Genomic DNA, 16194 nt, shown 5'->3' with positions numbered 1-16194 from the left:
GCGCACATCGTCGATCGATGGAAAGGGCGGGAACATCCCGCCCTTTTTCATTTGCGGGCAGCCAAGCGGCCCCGCGTAACCGTCCGTTAAGCACAATCAGGCGAAAAAGACTGAGGGTCGTTCGAGTTCGCGGCCATGGGGAATCAGTCATGTGGACGCGCCAGCACAAGCAGAGAAATACCGGCCGGCTGATCATTCCCTCGCTGTGCGTGGTGTTCCTGGCCTATTTTGGCTTTCATGCCTATCACGGCGAATTCGGCATCAATTCGAAATACAAGCTGGAAGCCCAGACCGTTACCTTGCAGGCGCAGCTCGATGCCATCAAGGGGCGCAGGATGGAACTGGAGCGGCGCGTCAAGCTCATGCATGACGGGACCCTGGAGAAGGATATGCTCGACGAGCAGGCGCGCAGGGCGCTCAATCTGTCCCAGCCAGACGAGATCACCATCATGCTGCCGGCCTCTGCAAATTAATCCAATTTCGGTTAATCGCCAATATTTTCAATGATTTTAATCGCTTAGGCGCATGCCAGCTATGCATTTTCGACATGGCGGAGCGCGTTTTTACGTGTTAGCCTCCCATAAATCGCAGGGGAGGGTGATCTCCCCGGAGTGGATTGTTCCGCTCCAATGTCCGCAAAGAGACGCCAACAGGGAGTGATGCATGGCCACCGCAGCCAGAAAAGCGCCTGCCAAATCCAAATCCGACGGCAAATCAGGTCTTTCGGCGCCAAAGCCGGCCGACTTCACCAAGGACGAGGAGCTCTCCGCCTACCGGCACATGCTGCTCATCCGGCGCTTCGAGGAAAAGGCCGGCCAGCTCTACGGCATGGGCTTCATCGGCGGCTTCTGCCATCTCTATATCGGCCAGGAAGCGGTCGTCACCGGCATGAAGATGGCGCTGATCGAAGGCGACCAGATGATCACCGCTTATCGCGATCACGGCCACATGCTGGCCATGGACCTGTCGCCACGCGGCGTCATGGCCGAGCTGACCGGGCGCCGTGGTGGCCTGTCCAAGGGCAAGGGCGGCTCCATGCACATGTTCTCCAAGGAGAAGCATTTCTACGGCGGCCACGGCATCGTCGGCGCGCAGGTGTCTCTCGGCACCGGCCTGGCCTTCGCCAACCGCTACCGCGAAAACAAGAATGTCTCGCTGACCTATTTCGGCGACGGCGCGGCCAACCAGGGCCAGGTCTACGAAAGCTTCAACATGGCCTCGCTGTGGAAGCTGCCGGTGATCTACATCATCGAGAACAACCGCTACGCGATGGGCACTTCGGTGTCGCGCTCGTCGGCCGAGACGGATTTTTCGCACCGCGGCGCTTCGTTCAAGATTCCCGGCATCCAGGTCGACGGCATGGATGTGCGCGCCGTCAAGGCGGCCGCCGATCTCGCCACCGAATGGTGCCGTTCCGGCAACGGCCCGCTCATCCTCGAGATGCAGACCTATCGCTATCGCGGCCACTCCATGTCCGATCCGGCAAAATACCGGTCGAAGGAAGAAGTGCAGAAGATGCGCTCCGAGCATGACCCTATCGAGCAGGTCAAGGCGCGGCTCATCGAGAAGAAATGGGCCGACGAGGACGAGCTCAAGGCAATCGACAAGGAGGTTCGCGACATCGTCGCCGACGCCGCGGAATTTGCCCAGAACGATGCGGAGCCGGATGCATCCGAGCTCTGGACCGATATCGTATTGTAAGGGAGGGCCAGGACATGCCGATCGAAATTCTCATGCCCGCCCTCTCGCCGACCATGGAAGAGGGCAATCTTTCCAAGTGGTTGAAAAATGAGGGCGACAAGGTCGTGGCCGGTGACGTGATCGCCGAGATCGAAACCGACAAGGCAACCATGGAAGTCGAAGCCGTCGACGAAGGCACGCTGGGCAAGATCCTGATCGCCGCCGGCACCGAAGGCGTCAAGGTCAACACGCCGATCGCGGTCCTGCTACAGGATGGCGAGAGCGCCGCTGCTCTTACCTCCCCCTCCGATGGGGGAGGTCGCGCCGCAGGCGCGGGTGGGGGTGAGCCCGCCGCCGCAACTCCCACCCCGGCCGGCGAGCCGGCCGACCCTCCCCACAAGGGGGAGGGTAAGGCAGCGCCGGTTGCAGCCGCCCCGAAAGCCGAAATCGCCGCCGATCCCGACATTCCGGCCGGCACCGAAATGGTCTCGACCACGGTGCGCGAAGCGCTGCGCGACGCGATGGCGGAAGAAATGCGCCGCGATGGCGACGTCTTCGTCATGGGCGAGGAGGTCGCCGAATACCAGGGCGCCTACAAGATCACCCAAGGCCTGCTGCAGGAATTCGGCCCGCGCCGTGTCGTCGACACGCCGATCACCGAACATGGTTTTGCCGGCGTCGGCGTCGGTGCTGCAATGGCCGGGTTGAAGCCGATCGTCGAGTTCATGACCTTCAACTTCGCCATGCAGGCGATCGACCAGATCATCAACTCGGCCGCCAAGACGCTCTATATGTCGGGCGGCCAGATGGGCGCGCCGATCGTCTTCCGCGGGCCAAACGGCGCGGCGGCCCGCGTCGCGGCCCAGCACTCGCAGTGCTATGCCGCCTGGTACAGCCATATTCCCGGCCTCAAAGTGGTGATGCCTTACACCGCCGCCGACGCCAAGGGCCTGCTGAAAGCGGCGATCCGCGATCCCAACCCGGTCATCTTCCTCGAGAACGAAATCCTCTACGGCCAGTCCTTCGACGTGCCGAAGCTGGACGATTTCGTGCTGCCGATCGGCAAGGCCCGCATCCACAAGTCGGGCAAGGATGTCACGATCGTCTCGTTCGGCATCGGCATGACCTATGCGGTCAAGGCCGAAGCCGAACTGCGCGGTATGGGCATCGATGCCGAGATCATCGATCTCAGGACCATCCGCCCGCTCGATCTCGACACGGTCATCGCCTCGGTCAAAAAGACCAACCGGCTGGTCGTCGTCGAGGAAGGCTTCCCGCAGAACTCGGTCGGCGATCACATCGCCAACCAGGTCTCGCAACGCGCCTTCGACTTCCTCGATGCGCCGGTCATCACCGTAGCCGGCAAGGATGTGCCGATGCCTTATGCGGCCAATCTCGAAAAGCTGGCCTTGCCGAATGTCGGCGAGGTCATCGACGCGGTGAAGGCAGTGACGTACCGGGGTTAACGAGATGGCTCGCGAACTCGAAGTTCCCGCAGCGGTAGCCGAGAGTAGCGAATTTGATGAGGTACTCCGCGTCTGGATTGGTTCGGACGCGGTTGTCACGATGCAAGACCTCTTTGGATCAAACGCTCACAACTGGGGCATGGTGCTCGCTGATGTCGGGATGCACATAGCCAGGATGAGACTGGAACAAGATGGCATCCCTGAAATCGAGACGCTTCAGGCATTGGAAGACGGCTATCGCGGCAGAATGTCGGATCAGTTCAATATCCAGCACCGTTCGCTGACAGGACGGAACTGAGGAGGAAAAATGCCAATCAACATTACCATGCCGGCGCTCTCGCCCACGATGGAAGAGGGCAATCTTTCCAAATGGCTCGTGAAAGAGGGCGATAAGGTCTCGCCGGGCGATGTGATCGCCGAGATAGAGACCGACAAGGCAACGATGGAAGTCGAGGCCGTCGATGAAGGGACCGTCGCAAAGCTCGTCGTGCCGGCCGGCACGGAGGGTGTCAAGGTCAACGCACTGATTGCCATTCTTGCCGGCGAAGGCGAGGATGCCGGTGCCGCTGCAAAGGGTGGCGGCAGTGCTGCGCCCAAGGCCGAGGCTCCGAAAGCCGAAGCGCCAAAGGCGGAAGCGCCGAGGGCGGAAACTGCTGCCGCGGCGCCTGCGCCGGCCAAGGCAGAACCCGCTCCGGTCGCCAATGGTCACGCTTCGGGCGAGCGCACTTTCGCCTCGCCGCTGGCACGCCGCATCGCCAAGGAGGCCGGTGTCGATGTGTCTGCCGTGACCGGCACCGGCCCCCATGGCCGCGTGGTCAAGGCCGATGTCGATGCTGCGATTGCCGGTGGCGGTGCCAAGGCTGCCCCCGCGGCCAAGGCAGCGCCTGCTGGAGCTCCGGCGGCAGCATCCGCGCCGGCTGTGAAGGCCATGTCTGACGACCAGGTGCTGAAGCTGTTCGAGGAGGGCTCCTACAATCTCGTCCCGCACGACAACATGCGCAAGACCATCGCGCGGCGCCTGGTCGAGGCGAAGTCCACCATCCCGCACTTCTACCTGACGCTCGACTGCGAGCTCGACGCGCTGCTTTCGCTGCGCTCGCAGCTCAATGCCGCCGCCCCGATGAAGAAGACCGACAAGGGCGAAGCCCCCGTCTACAAGCTGTCGGTCAACGACATGGTGATCAAGGCGATGGCGATGGCGCTGAAGGCGGTGCCTGATGCCAATGCCTCGTGGACAGAAAGCGCCATGGTCAAGCACAAGCACGCCGATGTCGGCGTGGCCGTGTCGATCCCGGGCGGGCTGATCACGCCGATCATCCGGCATGCGGATGAAAAGACGCTGTCGACCATCTCCAACGAGATGAAGGACCTGGCCAGCCGCGCGCGCAGCCGCAAGCTGAAGCCGGAAGAGTATCAGGGCGGCACCACGGCGGTGTCGAACCTTGGCATGTTCGGCATCAAGGACTTTGCCGCCGTCATCAACCCGCCGCATGCGACGATCCTGGCGGTCGGCGCCGGCGAGGAGCGGGCGGTGGTCAAGAACGGCGAGATCAAGATAGCCACCGTGATGTCGGTGACGCTGTCGACCGATCACCGCGCCGTCGACGGCGCGCTGGGCGCCGAGCTGCTGGTCGCCTTCAAGCGGCTAATCGAGAACCCGATGGGCATGCTGGTGTAGAAAGGGAAAAGGCTGTGCGGATAGTCTTCACCAGCCTTTTCGCCTTCATCATTTCCGGGTTCGTCGGCGGCCTGGTCGCGCAGGAACTCGCGGTCGCCACCGGCGCCGAGGAAGAATACGTCATCGTCTTCATGTTCTCGGTCCTGGTGACTTTTGTCGTCACCTTCGTCTTCTTCGTGGCGCAGCTGATGAACGATCCCGTCGCCGCCGTGGCCATGGCGGGCAAGTGGACCCTGATTGTATTCGTGGTGTTGCTCGCCTTGCTGGTCGTACTGATCCTCTACAGCGACTCCAGCGCCGCCGTGGTCAGGAAAGACATGCCGATGGTTGCCGGGCTTGGTTTGCCGGGCCTTGTGACCATCATCGTGCATTGGCTGTTCGTGCGCTGGCGCGTAAAGCGCGGCATTGCCGAAATAAAGGCAGGTTGAACAATGAAGACAGTGCTTTGTTACGGCGACTCGCTGACCTGGGGCTACAATGCCGAAGGCGGTCGCCACGCGCTCGAGGATCGTTGGCCGAGCGTTTTGCAGGTTGGGCTCGGCAACGGCGTGGAGGTCATCGCCGAGGGCCTCAATGGCCGCACGACCGCATTCGACGATCATATGGCCGGTGCCGACCGCAACGGCGCCAGAATGCTGCCGACTGTCCTGGCGACGCATGCCCCGATCGACCTGATCGTGATCATGTTGGGCGCCAACGACATGAAGCCCTGGATCCATGGTAACCCGGTGGCTGCCAAGTACGGCATCCAGCGATTGATCGACATCGTGCGTGGCCACGACTATCCGTTCGACTGGACCGCGCCGCAGATCCTGATCGTTTCACCGCCTCTTGTCTGCCGCACCGAGAATGCCGATTTCAAGGCGATGTTCGCTGGCGGCGATGACGCCTCGAAGCAACTTGCACCGCAATACGCCGCACTTGCCGACGAGATGGGCTGCGGCTTCTTCGATGCGGGCGGCGTGGCGCTGACCACGCCGCTCGACGGCGTCCATCTCGACGCTGAAAACACCCGGAATATCGGCAAGGCGCTGACGCCAATCGTACGCGTCATGCTGGAATTGTGAATCAAGGAGAAGACCGTGGCTGAGAACTACGACATCATCATCATCGGCTCCGGCCCCGGCGGCTACATCGCCGCCATTCGTGCCGCGCAGCTCGGCCTCAAGACGGCGATCGTGGAGCGCGAGCACCTGGCGGGCATCTGTTCGAACTGGGGCTGCATTCCGACCAAGGCTCTGCTGCGTTCGGCCGAGGTGATGCACTATGCCGAACATGCCAAGAACTACGGCCTGAAGATCGAAGGCACCGTCAAGGCGGACCTGAAGGCGGTCGTGGACCGGTCGCGCGGCATCGCGCAACGCATGAACGCGGGCGTCGGCTTTCTGATGAAGAAGAACAAGGTCGATGTCATCTGGGGCGAGGCCAAGCTGACGAAAGCCAACGAGATCGTTGTCGGCAAATCGTCCAAGAAGCCGATGGAGCCGCAGGCGCCGCTGCCGAAGAACACCAAGGGCGAGGGCACCTACACCGCCAAGCACATCATCGTCGCCACCGGCGCCAGGCCGCGCGCGCTGCCGGGGATCGAGCCGGACGGCAAGCTGATCTGGACCTATTTCGAGGCCATGGTGCCTCCGGAAATGCCGAAGTCGCTGCTGGTGATGGGATCGGGTGCGATCGGCATCGAATTCGCCTCGTTCTACCGCACCATGGGCGTTGATGTGACCGTGGTCGAGGTGATGCCGGCCGTCATGCCGGTCGAAGACGCCGAAATCTCGGCTTTCGCCAAGAAGCAGTTCGAGAGGCAAGGCATGAAGATCCTGCTCGAGGCCAAGGTGGCGAAGGTCGAGAAGGGCGCGAACTCCATCACCGCGCATGTCGAACTCAAGGACGGCAAGGTCGAGAAGATCACCGCGGACCGCATGATCTCGGCCGTCGGCGTGCAAGGCAACATCGAGAATCTCGGCCTTGAAGCGCTCGGCGTGAAGACCGAGCGCGGCTGCATCGTCATCGACAGCTATGGCAAGACCAATGTAGCCGGGCTCTATGCCATCGGCGACGTCGCCGGCCCGCCGATGCTCGCCCACAAGGCGGAACACGAAGCGGTCATCTGCGTCGAGAAGATCGCCGGCCTGCCCAACGTCCATCCCATGGACAAGCTCAAGATCCCGGGCTGCACCTATTGCAGCCCGCAGGTTGCCTCCGTGGGCCTGACGGAAGCCAGGGCCAAGGCCGAGGGCAAGGACATCCGTGTCGGGCGCTTCCCCTTCGTCGCCAACGGCAAGGCCATTGCGCTTGGCGAGGACCAAGGCCTGGTCAAGACCATCTTCGACAAGAAGACCGGTCAGTTGCTTGGTGCGCATATGGTCGGCGCCGAGGTGACCGAGCTGATCCAGGGGTTTGTCGTGGCCATGAACCTGGAGACCACGGAGGAAGAGCTGATGCACACCATCTTCCCGCATCCGACATTGTCGGAGACGATGAAGGAGAGCGTGCTCGACGCCTATGGCCGGGCACTCAACGCATGATAGATTGGCTGCACGAGACTCAGGCGCGCAAGCGGTGGGATCTCGCCGGCAAGGTAGTTCGTATCCGGATGCAGTTTCACTCGGTCAAGGAGAGCGCATATGGACGTGAATGGCGTGGGCTGGATCGCAGCCATCATCATCGGCGGATTGGCGGGCTGGTTCGCCGAAATGGTCATGAAGAGCAACACCGGCATCTTCATGAACATCATTCTGGGCATTGCCGGCGCGGTGGTGTTGAACGCCATTCTGCGAGCCCTCAACATCGAGCCCTTCGGCATCGGCTGGATGGCCTACCTGATCACCGGGTTCATCGGCGCCTGCCTGCTGATCTTCGCGGGACGACTGGTGCGCCGCTAAGCTGGACGGATCCCGGTTATGCGAAAATGGCCGTGGCGGCATGCGCCGCGACGGCCTTTTTCTTTGTACCGAAAAGTCCTAGATGACATTTAGGTGGCTACCGCCAGTGGCGGCCGCGAAGACAAGCCGGATTTGAGATGGTTACTGTTCTCGACACGATCGCCAACGCGCCGCGCCTGCGGCACCCCGAAAAGGCGCACAAGCCTGACCAGGAGGTGTTGCGCAAACCCGACTGGATCCGCGTCAAGGCGCCGGTGTCGAAGGGCTATGCCGAGACGCGCGAAATCGTGAAGTCGCACAAGCTGGTGACGGTGTGCGAGGAGGCGGGCTGCCCCAACATCGGCGAGTGCTGGGACAAGAAGCACGCCACCTTCATGATCATGGGCGAGATCTGCACGCGCGCCTGCGCGTTCTGCAACGTGGCCACCGGCATTCCGACCGCCCTCGATGCGGACGAGCCGGCGCGTGTCGCCCATGCCGTGAAGCAAATGGGATTGAGCCACGTCGTCATCACATCCGTTGACCGTGACGACCTCGCCGATGGCGGAGCCCAGCACTTCGCCGACGTCATCCATGCAATACGCGCCGCAACGCCTTCGACCACGATCGAAATCCTGACGCCGGACTTCCTGCGCAAGGACGGTGCGCTGGAGATCGTCGTGGCGGCCAAGCCCGATGTCTTCAATCACAATCTGGAGACCGTGCCGTCGAACTATCTGAAAGTCCGCCCGGGCGCGCGCTATTTCCATTCGATCCGGCTGCTGCAGCGGGTCAAGGAACTCGACCCGTCGATCTTCACCAAGTCGGGAATCATGGTTGGCCTTGGCGAGGAGCGCAATGAGGTCCTGCAACTGATGGACGATTTGCGCTCGGCCAATGTCGACTTCATGACCATCGGCCAGTATCTGCAGCCGTCGAAGAAGCACCATCCGGTGATCCGCTTCGTCACGCCGGAGGAGTTCAAGTCCTTCGAGACGATCGGCAAGACCAAGGGCTTTCTGCTGGTGGCGTCGAGCCCGCTGACGCGCTCGTCCCATCACGCCGGCGATGATTTCGCCCGGTTGCGGGCCGCGCGCGAAGCGCAGCTCCAGAAATCGCCCTGATGCACAAGAGCGAGCTGAAGCGCGGCGCATGAATCCGTCTCGACACCACGCGCTTTAGAGCCGGTTCATGCCGAAATTCGAAGCCACCCGCCGCGTCGCCCATACGCCGCAACAGATGTTTTCGCTGGTTGCCGACGTCGAGACCTATCCGCAGTTCCTGCCGCTGTGCGAAGCGCTGACGGTGCGCTCGCGCAAGGAGCGGGCCGGCCGAACCATTCTCGTCGCCGACATGAGCATAGGCTACAAGGCAATCCGGGAGACCTTCACCACGCAGGTGCTGCTCAAGCCCGACGAGAACGCCATAGACGTCAAGTACATCGACGGGCCGTTCAAATATCTGAGCAATGTCTGGCGCTTCGAACCGGACGGCGCCGGCTGCGCCGTCCGCTTCTTCATAGACTATGAGTTCAAGAGCCGTATCCTCGGCGCGCTGATGGGCACCATGTTCGATCGTGCCTTCCGCATGTTCGCCGAGGCTTTCGAGAAGCGCGCCGATGTGATCTACGGCGCGAACCCGCTCCCTTCCGGCCCGTCTTATTCCAGGCCGCAGGGTTCCTGAGCTTGATCGTCAGTCCAGTGCGCGCAGCCCAAGCTGGAGCGCATGCCTGACCGTCTCGTGGCGGATGAATTCGCGGCCCTTGTGGCCAAAAAGCTGGCGCTCCGCGACGACCGGCCGTCCGGCCAACGCGATCCCGAACCAGACGAGACCGATCGGCTTGTCTGTCGAGCCGCCGCCGGGGCCGGCAATGCCGGTGACAGCCAGCGACAGTTTCGCGCGTGAATGCGAAAGCGCGCCCGCCGCCATCTCCAGCGCCGTCTCTCGCGAAACCGCGCCATGCGCATCGAGCGTCGCGGCGGACACACCGAGCATCTCCATCTTGGCTTCATTGGAATAGGTGATGAAGCCGCGATCGACCACGGCCGAAGAGCCGGCGATATCGGTCAGCGCGGCAATGATCAGGCCGCCAGTGCAACTTTCGGCCGTCGCCAGCATGATGCCGTGTTTCTGGCAGGCTCCGAGCAGGGCGATGGCGAGTTCGGCGTTGCTCACTGCGGCACCTCTCCCGGAAAGACCACGCTGGCCGTGGCGATCGCCGCGATGCCTTCCTCGCGGCCGACGAAGCCCAGCTTCTCGTTGGTTGTCGCCTTGACCGAGATGCGGTCGGCGGAGATGGCCAGCATCTGCGACAGGGCTGCCGTCATCGCCTCGCGATGCGGGCCGACGCGCGGCGCCTCGCAGATCAGCGTGATGTCGGCGTTGGCGATGCGCCCGCCACGCTCGCGCACCAGTTTAGCCGCGTACTCGACGAAGAGCCGCGACGCCGCACCCTTCCACTGTGGATCGGAGGGCGGGAAATGCGTGCCGATATCGCCTGCGCCGCACGTCGCCAGCAAGGCGTCTGTCAGGGCGTGCAGCCCGACATCGGCGTCGGAGTGCCCGGACAGTTTCTTCTGGTGCGGAATGGCGACGCCGCACAAGGTTACATGGTCGCCGGGCTCGAAGGCATGAACGTCGTAGCCATTGCCGGTGCGGATGTCGGGAAAGCGAAAACGTTCGCCCGAAAGTCTCTGGTCTGCCATCGCGATATCCCGTGCCCAGGTGAGTTTGACATTGTCTGGCGAGCCCGCAACGATCTTCACCGGCATCTGCATCCATTCGGCGATCGCCGCGTCGTCGGTAAAGTCCGCTCTGCCGCGATGATAGGCTTCCTCGTGCATCGTCATGATCGCCGCGAACGGAAAGCCCTGCGGGGTCTGTGCCGCGTGCAAGCCGCTTCTGGAAACGGTTTCGCTGACCACGCCACCGGCTGATTCCCGTTTCAAGGTGTCCGCAACGGGCAAAGCAGGCAGCGCGCCCTCGCGTTCGCCGATCGCGGCGATGGTCCGGTCGATAAGTTCGGCGTCGACGAAGGGGCGAGCCGCGTCATGAATGAGCACCTTTTCCGGTGCGTGGGTTCTCAAGGCCTGTAGCCCGAGCCGGACTGACTCCTGCCTGGTGGCGCCGCCGGCAATTGCCGTCACCCTATCCGCATGAGCACCCACGGCCTGATTGAAAAGCTCATGGTCCTCGGCGTGGATGGCCACGACGATCTCGCCGATGCGCGGATGCGCCAGGAAAATGTCGAGCACGCGCGCGATGACAGCGCGGCCGCCGATCCGCTGATATTGCTTCGGACCATCGGCCTGCCCGGCACGCGCACCCCGGCCGGCCGCGACGATGACCACCGCCACCTTGTCATGCGCGCCTGAAGCCTGTTTTCCGCTTGCGTCAGTCATGCCGATTGGCTTAGCGCACGATCCCGAAAAGTGTAATCGGTTTTCGGAAAGATCGTGCGCCAAATATAAACATCCAAGGCGTCCTTTTGTGTCTTCCCGATGGACGTGAGCGCTTTGGCCGCCGCCAAGGCGCAAGGCTCGAATTTTCCCAATTGCGCCTCAATGTGGCGTCATTGCGCGTTGCACATTGCGGCCGATATGGCTAGTGAATGTGCAACGAATGGACGTGCTTGGTTTTTGTGCATGGTTAATTTGGCTGGATTGTCGATGCCTCTCGACGTCGGTGGCGTAGGAATCCGCAACCGCGTCTTCCTGGCACCGATGTCGGGAATTACAGACATGCCGTTCAGGCAGCGCGCCCACGCGCATGGTGCCGGCCTGGTCGTCTCCGAAATGGTTGCGAGCGGAGAACTCGCCAAGGGCAGGGCCGGCTTCGACCTGCGCATACGGCATTCCGGCCTGCCCGTCCATATGGTTCAGCTTGCCGGACGCGAAGCGGTGCATATGGCCGAAGCCGCGCGGATCGCAGCCGGCGAAGGCGCCGATATCATCGACATCAACATGGGCTGCCCGGCCAAGAAGGTCACAGGCGGCTATGCCGGTTCGGCGTTGATGCTCGATCTCGACCATGCGCTGTCGCTGATCGAGGCCGTTATCGGCGCGGTCGAGGTGCCGGTGACGGTCAAGATGCGGCTCGGCTGGGATGAGGGCGCGCTCAACGCGCCCACTCTGGCGCGCCGCGCCGAACAGGCGGGCGTCAGCATGGTCACGGTGCATGGCCGCACGCGTTGCCAGTTCTACCAGGGCAAGGCCGACTGGCGCGCGATCGCCCGGGTCAAGGAGGCCGTGTCCATTCCTGTCGTTGCCAATGGTGACGTATCTTCGCCGGCCGAGGCGGCGGAGATTCTCGACCAGTCGGGTGCCGATGCCGTGATGGTCGGGCGAGCGCATTATGGAGCGCCATGGGTCGCGGGCAGCATTGCCGCGGCGGCCGCGGGCGATGCGGCGGCCGGCGTGCCGCAAAACGCAGCGGCACTCGCCGACTATGTCGTCGCCCATTATGAGGACATGCTGGAGCTTTACGGTCTTGAGAGCGGCGTTCGTCAGGCGCGCAAGCATCTGGGCTGGTACCTCGATCGCCATGCCGGCGGCGTGGCCGACGACAGCCGAAAAGCGATACTGACCTCGTTCGAGCCGACCCGCGTCAAGGCCATGCTGCGCGACGTGCTCTTGCGCGATCCGCAATCTCAGAACCTGCGGAGCGCCGCATGAACGCCACTGCCGGCCAGGGAACCGAAATGATTGATGCCGCGCAGATCGTGCTCAACACGATCCGCCGCCCGGTGATCATGATCAGCGAGGAGGGGTTCATCACCTTCGCCAATGCGGACGCCGAGGACTTCTTCCGCTCCAGCGCGACCATGCTTGCGCGCAACACCTTGTCCAAGCTCATTCCTTTCGGCAGTCCGCTCCTGACGCTTGTCGACCAGGTGCGCGAGCGCCGGGCACCGGTCAACGAGTACAGGGTCGACGTTTCCTCGCCGCGGCTGGGTATCGAGAAGGTGGTCGATCTCTATGTCGCGCCGGTTTCCGAATTCCCGGGGTCCGTGGTGGTGATGTTCCAGGAACGGTCGATGGCCGACAAGATCGACCGGCAGATGACCCACCGCGGCGCCGCACGCTCGGTGACAGGCCTGGCCGCGATGCTGGCTCACGAGATCAAGAACCCGCTTTCCGGCATCAGGGGGGCAGCGCAATTGCTCGAATTGTCCGCGTCCGATGAGGACCGGGCACTGACGCGCCTGATCACTGACGAGACCGATCGCATCGTGTCGCTGGTGGATCGCATGGAGGTGTTTTCCGACGAGCGACCGATTGATCGCTATCCCGTCAACATCCATGTCGTGCTCGACCATGTGAAGGCGATCGCCAAGAACGGTTTTGCAAGGAAAATCAAAATATTGGAGGATTATGATCCTTCACTGCCTCCGGTCTTTGCCAACCGCGATCAGCTCATCCAGGTGTTTCTGAACCTGGTCAAGAATGCGGCCGAGGCGATCGGCGGCGATCCGCAGGGTGAAATCGTGCTGTCGACCGCTTTCCGGCCCGGAATTCGCGTCTCGGTTCCCGGCACGCAGGACCGCGTATCGCTGCCTCTGGAGTTCTGCGTGCGCGACAACGGCTCGGGCGTTTCGGAGGATATCCTTCCGATCCTGTTCGATCCCTTCATAACCACCAAGCCTAACGGTTCGGGGCTGGGCCTGGCGCTCGTTGCCAAGATCGTCGGCGAGCATGGCGGCATCATCGAGTGCGATTCGACGCCGCGCGCGACAACGTTCCGGGTTCTGATGCCGGCCTGGAAGGAAACGGCGCCGGGCGCCGATCAAGATGGCGAAGGAGACCGCAAATGACCGCTCGCGGCAATATTCTCGTCGCCGATGACGATGCGGCCATCCGCACCGTCCTCAATCAGGCGCTTTCCCGCGTCGGTCATGAAGTGCGCGTGACATCCAATGCGTCGACGCTCTGGCGCTGGGTGGCGGCGGGCGAGGGCGACCTGGTCATCACCGATGTGGTCATGCCGGACGAGAACGCGTTCGACATGTTGCCGCGCATCAAGAAGGCGCGGCCGGAACTTCCGGTCATCGTCATGAGCGCCCAGAACACCTTCATGACGGCAATCCGTGCATCGGAAACCGGTGCCTACGAATATCTGCCGAAGCCGTTCGACCTCACCGAACTCCTCAACATCGTCAACCGCGCGCTATCGGAACCGCGCCGGCCGAAGATCGATGCACGCGCCGAAGAGCAGCCCGAGACCATGCCGCTGGTCGGGCGCTCGGCGGCCATGCAGGACATCTATCGCATGCTGGCGCGCATGATGCAGACCGACCTGACGGTGATGATCTCGGGCGAATCGGGCACCGGCAAGGAACTGGTGGCGCGGGCGCTGCATGAGTATGGCCGCCGCCGCGGCGGGCCGTTCGTGGCCATCAACATGGCCGCGATCCCGCGCGACCTGATCGAATCGGAGCTGTTCGGACACGAGAAGGGGGCCTTCACCGGCGCGCAGAACCGCTCCACCGGCCGCTTCGAGCAGGCCGAGGGCGGCACGTTGTTCCTCGACGAGATCGGCGACATGCCGATGGAGGCGCAGACCCGCCTGCTGCGCGTGCTGCAGCAGGGTGAGTACACGACGGTCGGCGGCCGCACGCCGATCAAGACCGACGTGCGCATCGTGGCCGCCACCAACAAGGATCTGCGTACACTGATCAACCAGGGACTGTTCCGCGAGGACCTGTTTTATCGCCTCAACGTCGTGCCGCTCAGGCTGCCGGCGCTGCGCGAACGCTCCGAGGACGTGCCGGATCTGGTGCGCCATTTCTTCAAGCTCGGCGAGATGGAAGGGTTGCAGACCAAGCGCATTTCCTCGGGCGGCATCGAACTGATGAAGCGTTATCCCTGGCCGGGCAATGTGCGAGAGCTGGAAAATCTCGTGCGCCGGCTCGCCGCGCTCTATTCACAGGACGAAATATCAGCCGAGATCATCGAGGCGGAGCTCAAGACCGGCGAGCGCCCCGTGGTGCCAGGCGGCGGCAATCTCATCCCCGATGACCTGTCGATCGGCCAGGCGGTGGAACACTTCCTGCAGCGCTATTTCGCCTCGTTTGCCGGCGAACTGCCGCCGGCCGGCCTCTACCAGCGGATTCTGTCCGAAGTCGAGTATCCGCTGGTGCTGGCGTCGATGACGGCGACCCGCGGCAACCAGATCAAGGCGGCGGAACTGCTCGGCCTCAACCGCAACACGCTGCGCAAGAAGATTCGCGAATTGGGCGTCAACGTCTACAAATCATCGCGAACGGGTTGAACCCTGGTCTGGCCTGTCCCCTTTTTCAGGGGATCGAGCGGCTAAAGATTTCCGCTCCGGACACACTTGTTGCATAATCGCCACAATGCGTTGCATAGATCGGACGCAATCACTGGCTTTAGACGGCGACATGGCTCCGCAGGCACCTGGAATAAACCAACCGCTTTTCAGCGAACCCGGCGTACGCGACGGGCGCAGGCTGCTGGCCCTGCCAGGCGTGGTGGCCATCGTTGGCGCGCTGATCATGGCAGCCATTTCGTTCGCGATTCTGGTGGGCGCGACGCCGATCGCGCCCGATGCCGACACGACCTGGGCGCTGATCGCGCTCAACGCCGCCTTCGTCATCTTCCTCATTGCCCTGATCGGCCGGGAAGTGCACCGCATCGCCATGGCGCGCCGGCATGGCAAGGCGGCCTCGCGGCTGCACATACGCATCGTCACCATGTTCGCACTGGTTGCCGCCATTCCAGCCATCATGGTGGCGATCATCGCCTCGATCACGCTCGATATCGGCCTCGATCGCTGGTTCCAGATTCGCACCAAGACGATCGTCAATTCGTCGCTGTCGATCGCGGATGCCTATGTCCAGGAGAATGCCCGCAACCTGCAGGGCACGACGCTGTCCATGGCCTATGATCTCGATGCGTCGCGGACGCTCTATGGCCTTGATCGCACAGGCTTTCTCGACCTGATGAACAAGGAAGCCGTGGGCCGTTCGCTGGCGCATGCCGCGCTTATCAAGCCCGATGGCTCTTTCGTCATGAGCGCCAAGACCGATGCCGACTTCGCCATGCCGGAACCGCCGGAAGGCGCTGTTTCCAGCGCCACGGACGGCAGGCCGGTGCTGATCGAACCGCGCACGCGCAACATCATGGGCGCCATCGTCAAGCTGCGCGAGATCGAGGGACTCTATCTCTACACCATCCGGCTGGTGGATCCCGAGGTGATCAAGGCGCGCCAGATCGTCAGGTCCAACACCGACGAATATCGCAATCTCGAGGACAACAGGCGCACCTCGCAGGTGGCGTTCGCGCTGCCCTATCTGTCGCTGACCCTGATCATCATCCTGTCGGCGATATGGACGGGCATCGCGGTCGCCGACCGGCTAGTGCGGCCGATCCGCCAGCTGATCGGCGCCGCCGACGAGGTGGCGACGGGCAATCTCGCCTTAAACCAATCTGGCGCTGCCGGCGGTGGCAGGGGCGTACGTATGTGCGGTTGCCGTAGCAATGCACAA

At 62.8% G+C, this 16194-nt stretch carries 16 protein-coding genes and 1 pseudogene; 15 read left to right on the top strand and 2 right to left on the bottom strand.

Going from position 1 to position 16194, the window contains the following annotated elements:
* Nucleotides 1-149: 149 nt before the first annotated feature.
* The 11 genes from FFS37_RS27950 (at nucleotide 150) to FFS37_RS27900 (ending at nucleotide 9371) form a co-directional block, all read left to right on the top strand.
* Nucleotides 150-473 (top strand): FtsB family cell division protein, encoded by a 324-nt coding sequence (locus FFS37_RS27950; RefSeq protein WP_137934214.1) that lies wholly within the window; start codon nucleotides 150-152, stop codon nucleotides 471-473.
* Between the two features lie 190 nt (nucleotides 474-663).
* Complete coding sequence (gene pdhA, locus FFS37_RS27945; protein ID WP_137934213.1) at nucleotides 664-1701, top strand: pyruvate dehydrogenase (acetyl-transferring) E1 component subunit alpha; 1038 nt, start codon at nucleotides 664-666, stop codon at nucleotides 1699-1701.
* 14 nt (nucleotides 1702-1715) lie between these two features.
* Complete coding sequence (locus tag FFS37_RS27940) at nucleotides 1716-3146, top strand: pyruvate dehydrogenase complex E1 component subunit beta (protein ID WP_137934212.1); 1431 nt, start codon at nucleotides 1716-1718, stop codon at nucleotides 3144-3146.
* Between the two features lie 4 nt (nucleotides 3147-3150).
* The gene (locus FFS37_RS27935) at nucleotides 3151-3444 is read left to right on the top strand and encodes a DUF5076 domain-containing protein (RefSeq protein ID WP_137934211.1); all 294 of its coding nucleotides are present in this window, start codon (nucleotides 3151-3153) and stop codon (nucleotides 3442-3444) included.
* Between the two features lie 9 nt (nucleotides 3445-3453).
* Nucleotides 3454-4824: a pyruvate dehydrogenase complex dihydrolipoamide acetyltransferase gene (locus FFS37_RS27930; RefSeq protein ID WP_137934210.1), complete on the top strand. Its 1371-nt coding sequence runs from the start codon at nucleotides 3454-3456 to the stop codon at nucleotides 4822-4824.
* Nucleotides 4825-4838: 14 nt separating this feature from the next.
* Nucleotides 4839-5252, top strand: a complete 414-nt coding sequence (locus tag FFS37_RS27925; RefSeq protein ID WP_137934209.1) for a hypothetical protein — start codon at nucleotides 4839-4841, stop codon at nucleotides 5250-5252.
* 3 nt (nucleotides 5253-5255) lie between these two features.
* The gene (locus FFS37_RS27920; RefSeq protein WP_137934208.1) at nucleotides 5256-5891 is read left to right on the top strand and encodes an SGNH/GDSL hydrolase family protein; all 636 of its coding nucleotides are present in this window, start codon (nucleotides 5256-5258) and stop codon (nucleotides 5889-5891) included.
* Between the two features lie 15 nt (nucleotides 5892-5906).
* Nucleotides 5907-7352: a dihydrolipoyl dehydrogenase gene (gene lpdA / locus FFS37_RS27915; protein ID WP_137934207.1), complete on the top strand. Its 1446-nt coding sequence runs from the start codon at nucleotides 5907-5909 to the stop codon at nucleotides 7350-7352.
* A gap of 99 nt (nucleotides 7353-7451) precedes the next feature.
* Entirely contained in the window at nucleotides 7452-7709 is a 258-nt protein-coding gene (locus tag FFS37_RS27910; protein WP_137934206.1) for a GlsB/YeaQ/YmgE family stress response membrane protein, read from the top strand.
* 137 nt (nucleotides 7710-7846) lie between these two features.
* Nucleotides 7847-8812 (top strand): lipoyl synthase, encoded by a 966-nt coding sequence (gene lipA, locus FFS37_RS27905; protein WP_137934205.1) that lies wholly within the window; start codon nucleotides 7847-7849, stop codon nucleotides 8810-8812.
* 67 nt (nucleotides 8813-8879) lie between these two features.
* A complete protein-coding gene (locus tag FFS37_RS27900) occupies nucleotides 8880-9371 on the top strand; it encodes a type II toxin-antitoxin system RatA family toxin (protein WP_137934204.1) in 492 nt (163 codons plus the stop codon).
* Between the two features lie 9 nt (nucleotides 9372-9380).
* Here FFS37_RS27900 and FFS37_RS27895 read toward each other — a convergent pair whose 3' ends face one another.
* Both FFS37_RS27895 and FFS37_RS27890 read right to left on the bottom strand, forming a co-directional pair.
* On the bottom strand, nucleotides 9381-9863 hold the full coding sequence (locus FFS37_RS27895; protein ID WP_137934203.1) for a CinA family protein: 483 nt from the start codon (nucleotides 9861-9863) through the stop codon (nucleotides 9381-9383).
* The gene (locus tag FFS37_RS27890; RefSeq protein ID WP_137934202.1) at nucleotides 9860-11089 is read right to left on the bottom strand and encodes a bifunctional 2-C-methyl-D-erythritol 4-phosphate cytidylyltransferase/2-C-methyl-D-erythritol 2,4-cyclodiphosphate synthase; all 1230 of its coding nucleotides are present in this window, start codon (nucleotides 11087-11089) and stop codon (nucleotides 9860-9862) included. The genes FFS37_RS27895 and FFS37_RS27890 overlap by 4 nt, the downstream gene beginning before the upstream one ends.
* A gap of 243 nt (nucleotides 11090-11332) precedes the next feature.
* Between FFS37_RS27890 and dusB the strand changes: the two genes are divergently transcribed.
* The 4 genes and pseudogenes from dusB to FFS37_RS27870 all read left to right on the top strand — a co-directional run.
* Nucleotides 11333-12361, top strand: a complete 1029-nt coding sequence (dusB, locus tag FFS37_RS27885; RefSeq protein WP_137934201.1) for a tRNA dihydrouridine synthase DusB — start codon at nucleotides 11333-11335, stop codon at nucleotides 12359-12361.
* On the top strand, nucleotides 12358-13500 hold the full coding sequence (locus FFS37_RS27880; RefSeq protein ID WP_137934200.1) for a two-component system sensor histidine kinase NtrB: 1143 nt from the start codon (nucleotides 12358-12360) through the stop codon (nucleotides 13498-13500). The genes dusB and FFS37_RS27880 overlap by 4 nt, the downstream gene beginning before the upstream one ends.
* A complete protein-coding gene (ntrC, locus tag FFS37_RS27875; RefSeq protein WP_137934199.1) occupies nucleotides 13497-14957 on the top strand; it encodes a nitrogen regulation protein NR(I) in 1461 nt (486 codons plus the stop codon). The genes FFS37_RS27880 and ntrC overlap by 4 nt, the downstream gene beginning before the upstream one ends.
* Before the next feature lie 130 nt (nucleotides 14958-15087).
* Nucleotides 15088-16194 (top strand): annotated as a pseudogene (locus tag FFS37_RS27870) (PAS domain-containing sensor histidine kinase); the annotation flags it as partial.

The sequence above is a fragment of the Mesorhizobium comanense genome (genome assembly GCF_005503535.1).
Lineage (GTDB): Bacteria > Pseudomonadota > Alphaproteobacteria > Rhizobiales > Rhizobiaceae > Mesorhizobium > Mesorhizobium comanense.
The sequence above is the reverse complement of the archived record's forward strand: the minus strand, read 5'-3'. Positions and strand labels throughout refer to the sequence as shown.